At 66.4% G+C, this 17,177-nt stretch carries 13 protein-coding genes; 4 read left to right on the forward strand and 9 right to left on the reverse strand.

What is annotated here, in order from left to right; translation table 11 throughout:
* The first annotated feature begins 91 nt into the window (after positions 1 to 91).
* Positions 92 to 1,849 carry a sugar phosphorylase gene (locus NFI08_RS12965; RefSeq protein ID WP_349589848.1) on the forward strand — a complete coding sequence of 586 codons (1,758 nt, stop codon included), beginning with the start codon at positions 92 to 94 and terminating at the stop codon, positions 1,847 to 1,849.
* A gap of 158 nt (positions 1,850 to 2,007) precedes the next feature.
* On the forward strand, positions 2,008 to 2,811 hold the full coding sequence (gene dsbG, locus NFI08_RS12970) for a thiol:disulfide interchange protein DsbG (RefSeq protein WP_286986136.1): 804 nt from the start codon (positions 2,008 to 2,010) through the stop codon (positions 2,809 to 2,811).
* Positions 2,812 to 3,011: 200 nt separating this feature from the next.
* Here dsbG and NFI08_RS12975 read toward each other — a convergent pair whose 3' ends face one another.
* The 7 genes from NFI08_RS12975 to NFI08_RS13005 all read right to left on the reverse strand — a co-directional run bounded on the left by NFI08_RS12975 (position 3,012) and on the right by NFI08_RS13005 (position 13,548).
* Positions 3,012 to 4,232: a glycosyltransferase family protein gene (locus NFI08_RS12975; protein ID WP_045991048.1), complete on the reverse strand. Its 1,221-nt coding sequence runs from the start codon at positions 4,230 to 4,232 to the stop codon at positions 3,012 to 3,014.
* The gene (locus NFI08_RS12980; RefSeq protein ID WP_349589853.1) at positions 4,229 to 5,164 is read right to left on the reverse strand and encodes an HAD-IIB family hydrolase; all 936 of its coding nucleotides are present in this window, start codon (positions 5,162 to 5,164) and stop codon (positions 4,229 to 4,231) included. Before NFI08_RS12980 ends, NFI08_RS12975 begins: the two co-directional genes overlap by 4 nt.
* A 297-nt stretch (positions 5,165 to 5,461) precedes the next feature.
* Positions 5,462 to 6,727: a serine hydroxymethyltransferase gene (gene glyA / locus NFI08_RS12985; protein WP_349589856.1), complete on the reverse strand. Its 1,266-nt coding sequence runs from the start codon at positions 6,725 to 6,727 to the stop codon at positions 5,462 to 5,464.
* A gap of 275 nt (positions 6,728 to 7,002) precedes the next feature.
* Complete coding sequence (locus tag NFI08_RS12990) at positions 7,003 to 8,388, reverse strand: hypothetical protein (protein ID WP_349589859.1); 1,386 nt, start codon at positions 8,386 to 8,388, stop codon at positions 7,003 to 7,005.
* Between the two features lie 141 nt (positions 8,389 to 8,529).
* Positions 8,530 to 10,038, reverse strand: a complete 1,509-nt coding sequence (locus NFI08_RS12995) for a hypothetical protein (protein ID WP_052704200.1) — start codon at positions 10,036 to 10,038, stop codon at positions 8,530 to 8,532.
* 142 nt (positions 10,039 to 10,180) lie between these two features.
* Entirely contained in the window at positions 10,181 to 12,799 is a 2,619-nt protein-coding gene (locus tag NFI08_RS13000; RefSeq protein ID WP_204248906.1) for an ABC transporter permease, read from the reverse strand.
* Complete coding sequence (locus NFI08_RS13005) at positions 12,796 to 13,548, reverse strand: ABC transporter ATP-binding protein (RefSeq protein WP_045991045.1); 753 nt, start codon at positions 13,546 to 13,548, stop codon at positions 12,796 to 12,798. Before NFI08_RS13005 ends, NFI08_RS13000 begins: the two co-directional genes overlap by 4 nt.
* Positions 13,549 to 13,684: 136 nt before the next feature.
* Here NFI08_RS13005 and NFI08_RS13010 point away from each other — a divergent pair, with 136 nt between their 5' ends.
* On the forward strand, positions 13,685 to 14,392 hold the full coding sequence (locus NFI08_RS13010; RefSeq protein ID WP_083970178.1) for an arylesterase: 708 nt from the start codon (positions 13,685 to 13,687) through the stop codon (positions 14,390 to 14,392).
* Positions 14,393 to 14,408: 16 nt separating this feature from the next.
* Here NFI08_RS13010 and NFI08_RS13015 read toward each other — a convergent pair whose 3' ends face one another.
* Together NFI08_RS13015 and NFI08_RS13020 are read right to left on the reverse strand one after the other, a co-directional pair.
* Positions 14,409 to 15,305 carry a DMT family transporter gene (locus NFI08_RS13015; protein WP_045991044.1) on the reverse strand — a complete coding sequence of 299 codons (897 nt, stop codon included), beginning with the start codon at positions 15,303 to 15,305 and terminating at the stop codon, positions 14,409 to 14,411.
* Positions 15,306 to 15,449: 144 nt separating this feature from the next.
* Positions 15,450 to 15,719: an Rdx family protein gene (locus tag NFI08_RS13020; RefSeq protein WP_045991043.1), complete on the reverse strand. Its 270-nt coding sequence runs from the start codon at positions 15,717 to 15,719 to the stop codon at positions 15,450 to 15,452.
* A 110-nt stretch (positions 15,720 to 15,829) separates the two neighbouring features.
* Between NFI08_RS13020 and NFI08_RS13025 the strand changes: the two genes are divergently transcribed.
* On the forward strand, positions 15,830 to 17,140 hold the full coding sequence (locus NFI08_RS13025; protein WP_045991042.1) for an MFS transporter: 1,311 nt from the start codon (positions 15,830 to 15,832) through the stop codon (positions 17,138 to 17,140).
* Positions 17,141 to 17,177 lie beyond the last annotated feature (37 nt).

A 17,177-nucleotide genomic window follows, 5' to 3' on the forward strand; every position in this document is an offset into this window, starting at 1 on the left:
GCACGCCCTGTGCTTGATACTTTCTTTCTAGCCGTCAATGAAATGGCGAGCGCTCACGGGGCAAGGCGCCCCCACGCCTGCGGAGGACACCATGGCAAGCCACCTCTCCCCCCTGGAACCCGACGACTTTCGCCAGCGTGCCGCAGAGCTGCTCGCGCCTCTCTATGGTGCACGCAGCGAAGAGGTCCTGCGCCGTCTGCTGCGCATGATCGAAGCGCAGGGGGCCGGGTTGAGGCACCGTCATGGTGCACGCCAGACGCTGTGGAGCGAGCAGGACCAGTGGCTGATCGTCTATGGCGACTCGCTGCTGGATGCCGACAAGCCCCCCCTGGCGGTACTCGATGAGTTCCTGAGCAAGCGCCTGAAGACCGTCTTCAGCGGTGTCCATGTGCTGCCCTTCTTCCCCTGGAGCAGCGACGACGGCTTCTCGGTGATCCACTATCGCGAAGTCGACCCGAAACTGGGCGACTGGCGCGATATCCGGCGCCTGGCCAGTCACCATGATCTGATGGTGGACCTGGTGCTCAACCATGTCTCGCGAGAATCACTGTGGTTTGCCGACTATCTCGGCGGCAACCTGCCCGGGCGCGACTACTTCATCGAGATGGACCCCGATACCGATCTCAGCGAGGTGGTGCGTCCGCGCAGCTCACCGCTGCTGGTCCCCGTCAGCACCCGCCGTGGCGTTCGCCACCTGTGGGCGACCTTCTCCGAGGACCAGATCGACCTCAACTTCGCCAACCCCGACGTATTGATCGAATTCGTCGGCATCCTGCTGTTCTACCTGCAGCAGGGCGCCCGCATCGTCCGGCTGGACGCCGTCGCCTTCCTGTGGAAACGCCCCGGCACCCGCTGTATCCACCTTCCCGAGACCCACGCGGTGGTGCGGCTGTTGCGGGCGGTGGTCGACCACGTCGCCCCCGGCACCCTGATCATCACCGAGACCAACGTGCCCCACGCCGAGAACATCAGCTACTTCGGCCTGGAGCGACAGGATACGCCGCCCGACGAGGCCCACCTGGTCTACCAGTTCCCGCTGCCACCTCTGTTGCTGCACACCTTGACCAGTGGCGAGGCCGGCACCCTGGCACGCTGGCTCGACAGCCTGCCCGAGCTCCCCGCCGGCTGCAGCTATCTGAACTTCACCGCCAGCCACGATGGCATTGGCGTGCGCCCGCTGGAAGGCTGGCTGGAAGGCCACGAGATCGACGCCCTGGTCGCCTTGATGCAGCGCTTCGGTGGCTTCGTCAGCATGCGCCGGCAGGCCGACGGCAGCGACAGCCCCTACGAGCTCAATATCACCTGGTTCGATGCCATGAGCGGGACCCGGCGCGGCCCCGACCCGTGGCAGGTCGAGCGCTTCCTGTTGAGCCAGCACCTGATGCTGGTGCTGAAGGGTATCCCCGGCGTCTACCTGCACTGCCTGACCGCCACCCAGAACGACCACGACGGGGTCGAACGCAGTGGGCGCCTGCGTTCGATCAATCGCAAGCGCTGGGACCGCCAGGAGCTGGAACCTCTGCTGGACAGCCGTCACACGCCGACCCGCGAGGTGTTCTTCGCCCTCACCCGCCGTCTCGAGATCCGTCGCAGGGAACCCTGCTTCCACCCCGATGCGGCCCAGACGGTCATCCCCACACCACCGGAGCTGCTGGCGATCCAGCGCGGCCCCCTGGACGATGGCCGTCGACTGTTGGCCATTCACAACGTCACCGATCGGCCTCAGCCACTGGTACTGGACGGCCTCGACCAGTCCGGCTGGCAGGACCTGCTGGAAGGGGGCGCCTGGCGGCCCGTCGACACCCTGGCCCCCTATCGTTCACTGTGGCTGGTGCGCACCGACAGATAAGTCACCGCGCGCTCGGTGTATCGCACAACAGCGCGGCCCTGGCGCTTTCACTGCCCGGCGACGTCAGCGGTCGAACCGATGGCGTTTGCTGCTGTCCTAGTGCGAGTGATTCTCGCTTGTCGCGGGATTCGTCCTACAAGATGCCGGAGAGTAACGACATGCCCCGCCGCCCCCGACTGCCCCGCCTCCCCGACCTGCCCCGCCATCAGCGTTCCTTCATGACCCTGGCGGCGGTGGCCTTCGGCCTGATGCCACTGTCCAGCGTCGAGGCCGAGGACCACCCCGCCCCCATCGAGGCGCTGGAGGAGGAAGGTCTTGAGGTGCACGGTGAATTCGACGCGCCGGGTGGGCTCAGCGGCTTCGCCGCCAGCCATCGCGGACAGCCGATGACCATCTTCGTCACCGAGGATGGCGAGCACGCCATCGTCGGCAATCTGATCGACGCCGACGCCAACAATCTGTCGGAGGCGCCGCTGGAGCGCCTGGTGCGCGGCCCCCAGGACGAGACCACCTGGCAGAGCCTTGAGGACAGCGCCTGGATCGCCGATGGCGATCCCGACGCCGAGCGCATCGTCTATGTGTTCACCGATCCCAACTGCCCCTACTGCACCCGCCTGTGGCAGCAGAGCCGGCCCTTCGTCGAAAGCGGCCAGGTCCAGCTACGCCACGTGATGGTCGGCATCCTCGACCCCGAGAGTCCGCGCCAGGCGGTCACGATGCTGGCCGCCGATGACCCGCAGGCCGCCCTCCGCGCCCATGAGAGCGGCGATCCGATTGAGCCCATGCGCCAACTGCCCCGAGACCTGGAGCAGCGCCTGCAGAGCAACCATGAACTGTTTCGCAGCTTCGGCATGGTGGCGACCCCGGGCATCGTCTATCGCAACGAAGGCAAGCTCGAGATGAGCCAAGGCCTGCCCAGCGAAGAACTGTTCCATACCATCATGGGGCCGGAGCCCGACTGACAGGGTTCATCAAGGCGCTGGCACCAGGCCCCGGGCGGGGCCTGGTGCCAGCGCGATTTAGGCTTTAAACGAAAAGTCGACGAGCGATGGTTAGACAAGGCAAAAATCGGTGAGAAAGCGCAGTTTACGTGGTGTAAATGAGCATTTTGACCTGATTTTTAACGCCGTATTACCGAGCGCAGACACTTTTCGTCAAAGCCTTAGACATCCCCCGCGTTATCGGCCTCCACCGCGCTATAAAGTTGTTCGGGCAGGTCCGGCAAGGCCGCACGCACGCGGTTCCAGCTTGGGATAAAGGGCTTCTCCCTGGGGTTGTCGAGAAAGGCGTTACCGGCCTCGATCAGATTGGCGGCAAACAGCTCCACCGCCTGCTCCTCGGCATGACGGTCCAGGCTCAACCCGTTCATGGTGGCGTCGTGGTCGTAGGCCTCGATCAGATCGAGGGCCAGGCGATAGTAGGTGGCCTTGAGGGTACGAAAGCCTTCCGACGAGAAGCCCACGCCCTGGGTGGCCAGCTTGCGATAGAGCGCCTTGGCGATATCCAGGCTCATGCGGTTGAGCCCGGTGGCCGCGTCATCGGCGGACACCGGTTGATGCTTGTGGTCGTAGACGTCGGCGATATCCACCTGACACAGCCGATTGGTGGAGTGGTCTCGGTGGACCTCGGACAGCACTCCGATCTCCAGCCCCCAGTCGGCGGGGATGCGGATGTTGTCCAGCACCTCGGTGCGCATCGAGAACTCCCCCGACAACGGGTAGCGATAGCTGTCCAGGTAGTCCAGGTAAGGCAAGGGCCCGTGCATGATCTTCAGCGCCCGCAGCAGAGGGGTCACCATCAGCCGGGAGACCCGGCCGTTGAGCTTGCCCTCGGCGATACGCGGGTAGTAGCCCTTGCAGAAGGCGTAGTTGAAGCGTGGGTGGGCCACCGGATACATCAGCCGTGCCAGCAGGCCGCGGTCGTAGGTCAGGATATCGCAGTCATGCAGCCCCACCGCGGCGGTGCGCCCGGAGGCCTGCACATAGCCCGCACAGAACCACACGTTGCGGCCCTTGCCCGGCTGCTGTGGCGCCAGGCCTTCCTCGGCCAGCTGCGCGTCCAGCGCGCTCAGGCGTGGGCCGTCATTCCACAGGATGCGATGGTGCTGGGGCAGGCGCGAAAAGAACTCGCGTGCCCGCAGAAACTGGTCCCGGTCGGCACGATCGAGGCCGATCACGATCTCCGACAGATAGCTCGCCTGGGCGAGGGATTCGACGATGGCGTCCAGCGCCGGGCCTTCCAGCTCCGAGTACAATGACGGCAGGATCAGCCCGAGCGGGCGCTGGCGGCCGAAGCGCTCCAGATCCGCCTCCAGGTCTTCGACCTTGCGCCGAGTCAGGTTGTGAAAGTCGGTGATGATGCCGTTCTGGTGGAAATCGCTCATGCCTCACCCTCCTCGCCCAGCTTGTGATGATCCTTGTCGTCGGCGCCGCCGGCATCTGCGCTGCTGGAAGGCTCCGCCGCATCCTGCTCTCCCCAGAAGTGCGCAACCCCCTCGGCCCAGCCCCTGGGGCCCAGCGCCTCGCTGCGATACAAGCGCGGCTGGCATGGGGACACGTCGAGGCCATGGCGAGCACGAATCACCACCGCCGCATCGGTGGCCTCGAGCATGGCGACATCGTTGGGGCCATCGCCCAGCGACAGGGTCTCGGGGCGTCGGCCCTTGAGCGCCTCGAAGCGGGCGCACAGCCATTGCACCGCCTGGCCCTTGTCGGTGTCGCCGAGCACGTGCCAGAAGCGCCCGCCCCTCGTCATGCGCAGGCCGTCACTGGCCAGGCCCTCGCGAAAGCGCTGCAGCAGCGCTTCGTCGTCTTCCCACAACAGCGGCTCGCTGCCCTCGCGCAGGCGTGCCAGGCGAGCCTCCTGTTCATCCAGACCGGTGAAGGCCACCACGTCTTCCAGCGCCATCTCGCTCATGGTCAGAAAGCGCGCGGAAAGCCGCTCACGCCAGATCGCCACCCGCCGACGAATCAGCCCGATATCCACCCCGATGGTGCGGATCACCAGGCCATCCGGGCCCGGCTGTCCCTCGCGTCGGGCGTGACACCAGCTGGGGGGCAGCGCGATCACCGCGCCGTTCTCGGCGATAAAGGGGCGATCGGCAAGGCCGAGCTGCTGGCGCAGGCCGAGCAGTTCACTGCGGGTCTTGCTGGTCACCGGGATCACCGCGACGCCGGCCTCACGCAGGGCATCGAGCCAGGGCTCGGCGGGCTTCCAGCCGTAGTCATGGTGGTCGAGCAGCGAGCCATCCAGGTCGGTGAACAGCAGCCTGGGCCCGTCGAAGGCACCGATTAGGGGGGTCGTGCTGGCGTGCATGGTGGGACCTTCGCATCAAAAGGGTTCACCGAGATACAAAGCAAGGGCTGCGCCAGCGCTGAGAAGAGCAACGGGAAAACAAGCAGATGAAGGGAAGGTAGACGTCAGCGCAACGAGGCCCCGTCAGGTCCGGGGCGGACGCGGCCGTGCCCGGTGCAGGATAAGGCACCACAATGGTGCATCGACAGCCGACGCCCCGCTGCAAGCACACAGCCCCAGAACGACGACACCCCCGAGAGCGGAGCTCTCGGGGGTGTCTTTGGTGGCCTCAGGCGGACGGGTCACCCCGCCGGGCACTCAGCCGTAGACCGGCAGACGGGCGCAGACTTCTTCCACCTTGGCCTTGACCTCGGCCTCGATGGCCTCGGTGGACTCGCCCTTGGCCATGACGTCGAGGATGTCGCAGATCCAGCCAGCCAGATCACCGCACTCGCTCTCGCCGAAACCACGGGTGGTGACCGCCGGGGTGCCGATACGCAGGCCAGATGTCACGAAGGGGCTCTGCGGATCACCGGGCACGGCGTTCTTGTTGACGGTGATGTGGGCACGACCCAAGGCCGCGTCCGCGTCCTTGCCGGTCAGGCCCTGCTTGATCAGCGACAGCAGGAAGAGGTGATCCTCGGTGCCGCCGGAGACCACGTCGTAGCCACGCTCGATAAATACCTTGGCCATGGTCTGGGCGTTCTTGACCACCTGCTGCTGGTAGGTCTTGAACTCGGGCGCCATGGCCTCCTTGAAGCAGATCGCCTTGGCCGCGATGACGTGCTCGAGCGGGCCGCCCTGGCCGCCGGGGAAGACCGCAGACTGCAGCTTCTTCTCGATGTCGGCGTCGTTCTCGGCGGACAGGATCAGACCACCACGCGGACCGCGCAGGGTCTTGTGGGTGGTGGTGGTGACCACATGGGCGTGGGGCAGCGGATTCGGGTAGACACCGGCGGCAACCAGGCCGGCCACGTGGGCCATGTCCACCAGCAGGAAGGCACCCACCTCGTCGGCGACCTCGCGGAAGCGTGCCCAGTCGATGATCTGCGAGTAGGCGGAGAAACCGGCGATGATCATCTTCGGCTGGTGCTCGCGGGCCAGGCGGGCCACCTCGTCGTAGTCGATGCGGCCGGACTCGTCGATGCCGTACTGCACGGCATTGTAGTGCTTGCCGGAAAAGTTCGGGCGGGCGCCGTGGGTCAGGTGACCGCCGGCGTCGAGGCTCATGCCCAGCACGGTGTCACCGGGCTTGACCAGGGCCTGGAAGACCGCGCCGTTGGCCTGGGAGCCGGAGTGCGGCTGGACGTTGGCGTAGCTCGCGCCAAACAGCTCCTTGGCATAGTCGATGGCCAGCTGCTCGACCACGTCGACGTACTCGCAGCCACCGTAGTAACGCTTGCCGGGATAGCCTTCCGCGTACTTGTTGGTCAGCTGGCTACCCTGGGCTTCCATCACCCGGGGGCTGGCGTAGTTTTCGGAGGCGATCAGCTCGATGTGAGCCTCCTGACGGGCGACTTCCTTCTGCATCGCATCGAACAGGGCATCATCGAAACCGGCAATCTGCATATCACGGCTGAACATCGGCGGCATAACCTCGCAGCGGGGGATTCAAGGGGCAATCGCGAAAAGCGGGCCGCCATCATAGCGCAGCCCATGACCGCTTTCACATGAAAGACCGTCATGGGCTGCTGCATGATTTCTCATCTTGGCTTCAGTCAGACTGAAGCGTGGCCTGAAAGAGTGCCCGCCACTACTCCAATACGGGTCCACTACGGGTCCACTACGGGGCGTAAATGAGCATATTGATCCGATTTTTTACGCCGTATTACCGAGCGCAGGCACTTTTCCGCCAAGCCCTAGTCCATCGTGACTTCCATGGACAACGCCTGGGGCAGCCCCAGCGGGTCCTGGGCCAGCTTCTGGAGCTGTCGGCTGGGTGGCAGGCTGAGGTCGATCGACATCTCGCTGGCCTCGCCGGCCATCATCTGCACCAGCCCCGTGAGCACCGCGCCGATCTGCGGTCCCATCATGATGCCGAAGCCTTCGGACTGGGTCCTGAGCTGTTCGAGCAGGGCGTCTTCGGACACCCCCTGGGTCGCCGCCACCACCGGCGCGATACGCCCAAACACGCCCAGATCGCTGAGACTGAGCGAGACGTCGCCGCCCTGGGTGTCCAGCTCGGTCCAGTCCTCGAGGCCGGCAAAGTAGGCCGCAGGGTCCTGGCCCTTGGGCAGGTTTACCGGCAGGTCACTATCGAAGCCGAGACGGAAGGCATCGGCTGCGGTCATCTCGAAACGGCTGGCCACCTGGCCATTGGCACCGTTGGCCTCCCAGGTACCGTCCATGTCGGCGTCCAGGGTGAGCTGTCCGGAGCCATCGGTCAGCACGTTGCTGACCAGGCGTAGCTGGGTGCGCTCGTCCACCGGAGCCAGCTCGATCATCCTGGCCAGATCCACCGTCAGGTTGTCCATGCGCCCGCTGTACTCGCCGTCGTTCATGTCGCCGTCGGCCACCAGATGCTCAAGGCTTGCCACCAGCCGATCGGTGGCAATCTCCAGGTCCTCGAGCTCGAGGGCGTCCACCGTGGGCGCGTCGCTCGCAAGCCCCTTGAGGCCGGTCAGACTGAGTGACGGCAGCGAGAAGGTTCCGGCCCCGAGTTCCTCGAAGTTGTCGCTGGAGCCGCTCATCCCGGTCAGGGTCAGGCTGCCGATGGCATCGGCGCTGACGTCGCTGGCGCCCAGGCTCTGGATCTCGATGCGGCCGGGATAGTCGCCCCAGGGAAGGTCCGCCCCCACCTTGCCCTGGCGCTGATCCATTACCAGTCCTTCCAGGCTAATCCCGGCCAGCGGGTTGTCTTCATCCCAGGGCAGATCACGCAGATCGAGCACCGGCTGGCCGGGCTCCTCGAACACCAGCCGCTCGAGCAGCATGCTGGCGCCCCGGTCGACCAGCTCGATGTCCTCGAGCACCACTTCTTCCGGTGCGTCGTAGTCGCCCTCGACCAGGTAGCGCGCGATGGTCAGGCGTTCGCCGTTGTCGCCGGTCAGGGTCAGGTTCTCGGCACTGGTGGTGCTGCCGAGCAGCTCATCGGATACCTCGCCGATCTCGAGGGTACCTTCGCGCTCCAGGGCCGCACGCAGGTCAGCCTCGAGACGTTCGGCGTCGGCCTGTGCGACGCTCGCCCCCAGAGAAAGCAGCGCCACGAAAGGGACGGCGTGGCGGGAAGACAGACGGCACTTCATGAACTTTCACCTCCGGTGTGAAAATAGAACCTGGCAAACGCCAACGATCTTTGCCGATACGGCAGTTGTGTCAGCCTTCACTGTAGCGCCTGAACGAACCCGTCGACAGGCCTTCAGCAGTGTTGACAGGACATCGGTCACTCAATCCAGCGGCAGGCGCGCCGACAACCGCCGACTCACCTCCTCGATCACCGCCAGGCGCGCCCGACGCTTGTCGTTGGCGTCGATCAGCACCCACTCGCCGCCAGGGGCATGTGTTTCCGCGAACATCTCGTCGATGGCCTGCTGGTAGTCGTCCCAGCGCTCGCGGTTGCGCCAATCCTCGTCGGTGAGCTTGTGCCGCTTGTGAGGGGTCTCGGCCCTGGCTTCGAAACGCTCGAGCTGCTCGTCCTTGTCGATGGCCAGGAACAGCTTGACCAGCACGGTGCCGTGCTCGAGCAGGCGCGCCTCGAACTGGCGAATCTCTTCAAAGCCGCGTCGCCAGTCCCGCTCGTCGGCGAGGCCTTCGACCCGTTCCACCAGCACCCGGCCATACCAGGAGCGGTCGAAGATCGCCACCCGGCCATCGCGGGGCAGACGATGCCAGAAGCGCCACTGCCACGGGTGCAGGCGCTCCTCCTCGGTGGGCGCAGCGATCTGATGCACACGGTACTGACGTGCATCCATTGCCGAGGTCAGGCGATGGATGCCGCCGCCCTTGCCGGCAGCGTCATGGCCCTCGAATACCACCACCAACGGCACTCCCTGGCGCGCGGCACTGCGCGCCAGCTGGGCCAGCCTGGCCTGGGCGTCGGCCAGGCGCTCGCTGTAGTCGCGTTTCTTGAGTCGGGGGGGCGGGTCGTCATGCTCGAGGGCGTCGAGCCGGGGGGGAGCGATGGCATTCAGTGGGGGAGTCTCGGGGCGCTCGAGGGCCGGGACAGGGCTTGCCATGACCTTCTCGAGGACTTCGGCCACCTGGGGCAGCAGGTCGTTGCCGGGGCTCGCGTCGAGCTCGATCCAGGGACTGTGGCGACAGTGGGTGCGCGCACGCAGGTCGCGGGCAAGCTCATCGAGCAGGCCATGCTGGGCGTGGCGGCGCCACTTTTCGTCGGTAACCTGCCAGCGACTGGCAGGGTCGGCGGCCCAGGCCTCGAGTCGTTGTCGCTGGGTGTCTGCATCGATCTGCAGCCACAGCTTGACCAGGCGAACCCCGTCGGCGGCAAGCTCCGCCTCGAACTGACGCATCTGTTCGATGCGGTCATTGTAGGCGCCCTCGCCCAAGGCGCGGGAGGCCCGCGCCAGCACCGCATCGCCGACCCAGCCATGGACGAACACCCCGAGCCGGCCACGCCCCGGAAGACGCCGCCAGAATCGCCACCAGTAAGGTCGTCGGCGCTCCTCGTCGCCGGGCACCAGGGCGTGCACCTCGGTCAACCGGTTCTCCAGCCAGTGGTTGAGCAGGTTGATCAGCTCGCCCTTGCCGGTGGCGGCGTGGCCGGCCACCAGCACTACCACTGCCCGATCCGCTCGCTGGGCCAATTCAAGCTGGGCCGACAGCAGCCGAAACCGCTGACACTCCTCGGCGGACATGGTCTTGCCGGAGGCGTTCTTGCGAGAGGCGTTGCTGGTTGAGCCCCGCTTCTTTCCCTTTGCCACCTTGGTCCTGGTCATCGTCGCTCCTTCATGACGCACTTCCCTGTTCATAAGGCGCATCGCTTTGCATAAGGCGCTTCGCTTTGCATAAGGCGCATCGCTTTGCATGAGGCGCTTCGCGTTTCGTGAGACGCTCCGCCCTTTCATGATGATTCGCCTTTCAGGCCTCGCCCAGCAGCCCCAGGCTCGCCGCCGGCGCCTGTCGCCGAATGCCACGGGACAACAGATGCCCTACCAGGCCCAGTACCACAGCGCCGAGCGTCGGGACCAGCAGCCAGACCCAGGGATGCACCCGCGGCGGCAGATCCAGCCACAGCAGATATAACGCGGCCGTGGCGACCTCCGCCAGCAGCGCCGCCATCAGGCCGCTGGCCAGTCCCAGAACGGCAAATTCAGCCCACTGCACCCGCGCGAGCAGACGGGAACCTGCGCCAAAGACGCGCAACAAGCCGCTTTCGTGGGCACGTACCGGCTGACTGGCGATCAACGCGGCGTAGAGCACACTGACCCCGGCCAGCAGCACGAAGGCCAGCACCACTTCCACCGCCCGGGTCACGTGCCCCAGCACCTCACGGACCTGCCCCAGCAGGGCATCCACGTCGAGCAGCGTCACCCCCGGGAAGGCCTGGACCAGGCTCCCCAGTTCGCGTTTCTGCTGCTGCTCCAGATAGAAGGCGGTGATGTAGCTATGGCCGTAGCGTTCCAGCACACCAGGCGGGAAGATCACGTAAAAGTTGGGCTTGAAGCTGTCCCAATCGAGGTCGCGGAGACTGGTGATCTCACCGACCAGGGTGTCGGCGCCGATGGTGAAACTTAAACGATCCCCCAGCGCCAGCCCCAGACGTTCTGCCAGTTCTCGTTCCATGGAGATCGGCGCCGTCTCGGCGACGTCATCGCCTGCGGGCGCCGAGGACGGCTGGGCGTCCACCTCGTCGAGCCAGCCGCCGACCTCGGCGCGCGAGGCAAACCATTCGCCGGCCACCAGACGATTACCGCTCGGCAGGTCCGCCCGCCAGGTCAGGTTGAGCTCCCGGCGCAGGGCGTTTTCTCCCCTCGCCTCGGGGGGCACGGCCTGCCTCGGCGGCTGGCCGTTGATCGCGGTGATACGCCCGCGGACCATGGGGTAGAGATCACTGCTGGCCTCGGCGATGGCCTCGAGCCGCTGCTCGAAGTCGTCGCGCTCGCCGGGCTGGATATTGATCGCGAAGTGATTGGGTGTGTCCTCGGGTAACTGCGCCTGCCAGGTGGTCAACAGATCGCCCCGCACCAGGGCGATCATGGTCATGGCGAAGAAGGTCACCGCAAACGCCAGCATCTGCCCCAGGCTGGCGTTGCGACGGCGCGCCAACTGCCGAGCGCCCAGACGCAACGACCCACGCAGACCTGCGGGATCGCCCCCCTCCAGCCGCGCGGCCAGACGCAACAGTCCATCGAGAATCAAGCCCGCCAGGCCCCACAGTACGCCCAGCGCCACCATGCCGCCGGCCAGTAGCCCCGCCGCCAGCCCCAGGCTGCCGGAGTACAGCCAAAGCAGAGCACCGAAGGCCAGCGCCGCCGCCAGCAGCAGTGACCAGCCGGAGGCGGGCAAGGGGTCCAGCTCCCGGCGCAGTACCTTGAGTGCGCTAACCCGCTTCAAGCGCAGCAGGGTCGGCCCTGCAAAGCCGGCCAGCACGGCAAGTGCCGTCAGCACGCCGAGCCACAACGGCAAGGCTCCGGGAGGCGGCAGCTCCAGCGGCAGAAAACGCTGCATCAAGGCCAGCAGCAACGCCTGTCCCGCCAGCCCCAGAAGCGCGCCGATCAGCGAGGCCACCAGCGCCAGACCGGCCAGCTGGAAGGTAAAGATACGCGCCAGGTCCCGCTGGGACGCGCCGAAGCAGCGCAGTAGCGCGGCGGTATCCAGATGGCGATCGACGTAGCGCCGCGTCGCCATGGCCACCGCCACCCCGGCCAGCAGCACGGCGGCTAGACCGGCCAGGCTCAGGTAGGTCTCGGCTCGCTCCAGCGCCGAGCCCAGCCGCGGCCGGTCCTCGCGCACGTCACGTACCTCGACGCCGTCGGCGCGCAGGCGGGCGAGCCAGGGCGACAGCGTCTCCACCGCCTGGGGCGAGCCGGCGGCAAGGATCTCGAACTCGATGCGCGAACCGGGCTGGATCAGGCCGGTTGCCTCGACGTCGTCGACGTGCATCATCACCCGCGGGTTGAAGCTGCCGAAGCCGGCAGACTGGTCGGCCTCCCGCTCGATCCAGCCGGTCACCTGGAACTCGCCCCTGCCCAGCGTCAGACTGTCGCCGAGTTCGATGTCCAGCAGCGTCTCGAGCCTCGGCGCCAGCCACACCTCGCCTGGCTCAGGGCCACTGGCGAGCTCCTCGACGCCGGCGCCCTGGTCGACCCGGGACACGCCGTAGAGTGGATAGTCTTCATCCACCGCCTTGATGCTGACCGGCTGAAAGGCGCCATCGCGACTGGCCATGGAGACCAGATCGACCTGGTCGCTCAGGCGCATGCCGGCGCCTTCCAGACGCTCCCGGATCTCCTGAGCGAAGGGATCGGACTGCTCCAGCACCACATCGCCGCCCATCATCTGACTGGCCTGACGGGTCAGACCACGTTCCAGCCGGTCGAGAAAGAACCCCATCATGGTCGAGGCGGCCACCGCCAGGGTCAGCGCCACCAGCAAGGCGCGTACATCACCCGCACGAAGATCGCGCCGCAGAGAGCGCGCCGCCATCACCAGCTGACGTCCCAATTGGCCCTTCGCCGTGACGCTTCGCTCACTCATGCCGAGGCCTCCCGCTGGGCGTCTGGCACCTCGGCTGGAAGCTTGGATGTCACCTCGGTGAGCTGGCCGTCGGCCAGGCGCAGACACCGATCGCAGCGCCTCGCCAGAGCGTGGTCGTGGGTAACCAGCACCAGGGTGGTGCCCTCGGAACGGTTGAGCTCGAACAGGGTCTGAATGATGCGCTCCCCGGTGTCCGGGTCGAGATTGCCGGTCGGCTCATCGGCAAACACCAGCTCGGGGCCGGTGACAAAGGCCCGCGCCAGCGCCACCCGTTGCTGTTCGCCGCCGGACAGCTGCTTGGGCAGGTGATCCAGGCGCTCGCCCAACCCCACTCGACCGAGCCAGTCGGTGGCACGGGCCTCACGGTTGGCAAGGGTCGACAGCTCGGTCGGCAGCAGCACGTTTTCCAGCGCCGTCAGGGTCGGCAGCAACTGGAAGTTCTGAAACACGAAGCCCACTCGGGTGTTTCTCAGCGCCGCGCGACCGTCCTCGTCGAGCTCGGCAAGCGATGTACCGAACATCGCAAGCTCGCCGGCACTGGGCGTATCGAGACCGGCCAGCAGCGCCAGCAGGGTCGACTTGCCGGCACCGCTCTGGCCGAGGATGGCGACGCTCTCGCCGGACTGTACGTCGAGCTCAAGCTCGCGCAGGATGGTCAGTTCCCGCGTTCCGCTGGCGACCCGCTTGGACAGGCCTCGCGCGCGCAGCACGGTGGTCGGGACGGTATTCTCGGAAGGAGACAGCGACATGGTGATGGCATTCCCTGGGACTTGGACGTTTGGGGCGGCACGGCGGTTTTTTTCTGGAGCCTCGCGCTTCGGCGCTGCTGATGCCACGACGTCAGGAAGACGAGCGCAGGATCGCCGGGCAACGCCCGCCAGGCGGATGCTGAAGACGCTGATGATGGCCTGCGTCTTGACCGCCCTTGTGCCGGGGTCGGTCTGGGCCCAGTCTGACACAGCCCCGCCGACCTTGCTGGTGGTGGGCGACAGCTTGAGCGCCGCCTACGGCATCGAACGGGACGCCGGCTGGGTGGCGTTGCTGGCCGAGCGAGTGGCGCACCGCGCCGAGGTGGTCAATGCCAGCATCAGCGGCGAAACCACCGGCGGGGGCGCCACCCGTCTCCCTGAACTCCTCCGACAGCACGACCCGGACATCGTTCTGCTGGAGCTGGGCGGCAATGACGGACTCAGGGGCCTTCCGCCGAGCCAGATGTCGGCAAACCTCGAAGGCATGATCGAAAAGAGCCAGGCCGCCGGCGCCCAGGTGCTGCTGCTGGGTATCGATATTCCCCCGAATTACGGCGACGCCTACCGTCAGGCCTTCACCGGGGTCTTTCGTGAACTGGCCGACACCCATGAGGTGCCGCTGGTACCCTTCCTGCTCGAAGGCGTGGCGCTGGACCCGGAGCTGATGCAGGACGACGGCATCCACCCCACCGCCGAGGCCCAGTCGAGGCTGCTCGACAACGTCTGGCCGAGCCTTGCGCCCCTGCTGGACGAGACCGAGACGCCGGGGACCGAGGCGGTGTCGACCCAACCCTCCAGCCAGAAAGACAGCAAAGAACGCAGCGAGCAAGCGAGCGCCTCCTGAGGCGCTCCGCGGGCCCCTACGAGGAGGATGGCTCGACGTGAGCCGGCGCCTTCTGCCACTGCTGCAGCCCAAGCCCCAGCAGGATCAGCACCAGTCCGATCAGGGTCGAGGGGAGTATCGGCTCGCCCACCACCAGGTAGAGCAGCATCAGCGACACCGGCGGTGACAGAAAGATCAGGTTGGAGACCTTGGCGGTGCGCGACACCCGCTGCATCGCCGCCTGCCATAGCACAAAAGCGACGCCCATCTCGAACAGTCCGACATAGATGCCCGCGCCCAGGGCGGCACTGCCGTGCCACTGAAAGCCTGGCCCCAGCACCATCAGCAGCGTCAGCACCGGCACCCCGACGCTGAAGTTCTGCCACTGGGCGACCAGCGGAGGACGCCGGTCGCGGGCATTGAACAGCCAGTACAACGCCCAGATCAGCGTCGACACCAGCGCCAGTGCGACGCCCAGAGGATCGGCGAAGGCCACGTCAAAAACCTGGCCGCGGGTGGCGATGACCCAGACCCCGGCGTAGGCCACCAGGCCGGCCACCACGTCCATCGGCGTCAACCGCTGCTTGAGGATCGGCACCGCCAGCAGCGCCATGGCCAGCGCCCAGGTGTAGTTGAGCGCCATGGCCTCCTGTCCGGGCAACCGGTCATAGGCCGCAAACAGCACAAGGTAGTAGGCCACCGGGTTCATCAGCCCGGCCCACACAGCGGTGCGCCAGCCGCGACGAAGTGCCTGATGCAGCTGTCCGCGCCGCAGCATCAGCACGCTCATCAGCGCCCAGGACACCAGCGCCGCCAGCCACATCAGCTCCAGCGGGCTCATATGGGCAAGCGCCAGCTTGAAGGCGGTGGCCACCGTGGACCACAACGCCACGGCGCCAAGGCCGAAGGCCATGGCCTGTCGATCAGTTGTCATGACATTCCCTGGGGTAAAGATGAGGACAAGGATGAGGGCAAGGAGCAGCGGGCCATGGCCACGCCAATCAGCGACGCGGTCAATCAGGATGACGCCATCGAGCCCGCGTTCAGACCGTCAACACAGGATGACCATCGGCAACATTCAACGGTCCAGATGGCCCAGATCGCGCTCGGGAGCGATGCCGTCGCGGACCCGTTGCTTGAGCGTCTTGACGTCGGGAAAGCCGCCATCTCGCTTGCGCTCCCACAGCGTCTCGTCATCCAGCCGGATCTCGAAATGTCCGCCGTGGGAAGGCACCAGCGTCACCTCCTCGAGATCCTCGCCGAAGGTCGAGAGCAGCTCCTGGGCATACCAGCCACTACGCAAGAGCCACTGACATTGCGTACAGTAGATAATCCGAATGCGTGCCACGTTCAGCCTCCCTGTTCCAGCACGTAGGTGGAAACACCGGCGACGCGCTGCAAGGCAGCGTGTACACCGTATTCCCTCAAACCTCGATCATAACAGTCAGGACAGCCTCCATGGCCAGTGGCGAAACCCAGACGCGACTTTACGAGTGGCTCACCGGCGACGAGGACAGTCGCCTGTGCAAGGACATCCCGGACAGCGCCTGCGATGAGCAGCCGCGCAACTTCTTCCTGCATCTGCTGGCGTCGCTCGGCAACAAGCTCGCCGACGAGCTCTCCAGCGCTCGTCTGGTCCTGCCCTGGCTACTGGGTGCCATCGGCGCGCCGACCTGGATGGTCGGCCTGCTGGTGCCGATTCGCGAGGCCGGCGCCCTGCTGCCCCAACTGTTCGTGGCCGGTTTTATCCGCCTGAAACCCCGGCGCAAGGGCGTCTGGATGGTCGGTGGATTGCTCCAGGCGCTGGCCGCCGCGGCGCTGTCGGTTCTTGCCCTGATCGGTTCCGGCGGTGTTGGCGGCGGCCTGGTACTGCTGGCCCTGGTCGCCCTGTCGCTGGCCCGGGGGCTGTCGTCCATCGCCACCAAGGACGTGCTCGGCAAGACCATCTCCAAGCAACGTCGCGGGACCCTGATGGGCTGGAGCGGCAGCGTGGCGGGCGCCGTGACCCTGGCCGCCGGTGCGGTGCTGGTGCTGTTCGACGACCGCCCCGGCGAGCTCGCCCTGGCGGTGCTGCTTGGCGTGGCGGCGCTGGGATGGACCCTCAATGCGCTGTGCGCCGCCGCCATCGAAGAAGCGGAAGGCGCCACCGACGGCGGCGCCAACGCCTGGGATTCGGTCAAGACCGGCCTCGCCCTGATGCGCGACGACGCCGCCTTTCGTAACTTCAATCTGACCCGCGCCCTGCTGCTGTCAAGCGCCCTGGCGTTGCCCTATGTCGCGTTGATGGCCCAGGACAACGGCGGTACTGAACTTGGCGGACTGGGACTTCTGATCGTGGTATCCGGGGTCGCCGGCATGGTCGCCAGCCCCATCTGGGGCAAGCGTTCGGATGCCTCCAGCAAAACGGTGATGCGCGACGGTGCCATCGGTACCACCCTGTGCTGCCTGCTGGGGGCATCGCTGGCCTGGTTGCCCGAGTCGATGAGCGCAAGTGTCTGGCCCTACGCCCTGGTCTACGCGCTGCTGGTCATCGTCCACTCGGGCATTCGCCTCGGTCGCAAGACCTACATCGTCGACATGGCCGGCGCCGACAATCGTGCCCTCTATGTGGCCCTGTCCAACACCATCACTGGCGTGCTGATGCTGATCGTCGGCGCCGTGATCGGTGCTCTGGCGCAATGGCTCGGCGCCGGCCCGCTGTTGCTGGTGCTGGCCGCCACCGCCGCCCTGGCCGCCCTCAGCGCGCTGCGCCTGCCGGAGGTAGAGTGACGCCAGGGCAGCCTCAGCGTCCGCTCCACACTACCGC

Origin of the sequence: Halomonas sp. EF61, assembly GCF_040147045.1 — a bacterium.
Taxonomy (GTDB): domain Bacteria; phylum Pseudomonadota; class Gammaproteobacteria; order Pseudomonadales; family Halomonadaceae; genus Halomonas; species Halomonas litopenaei.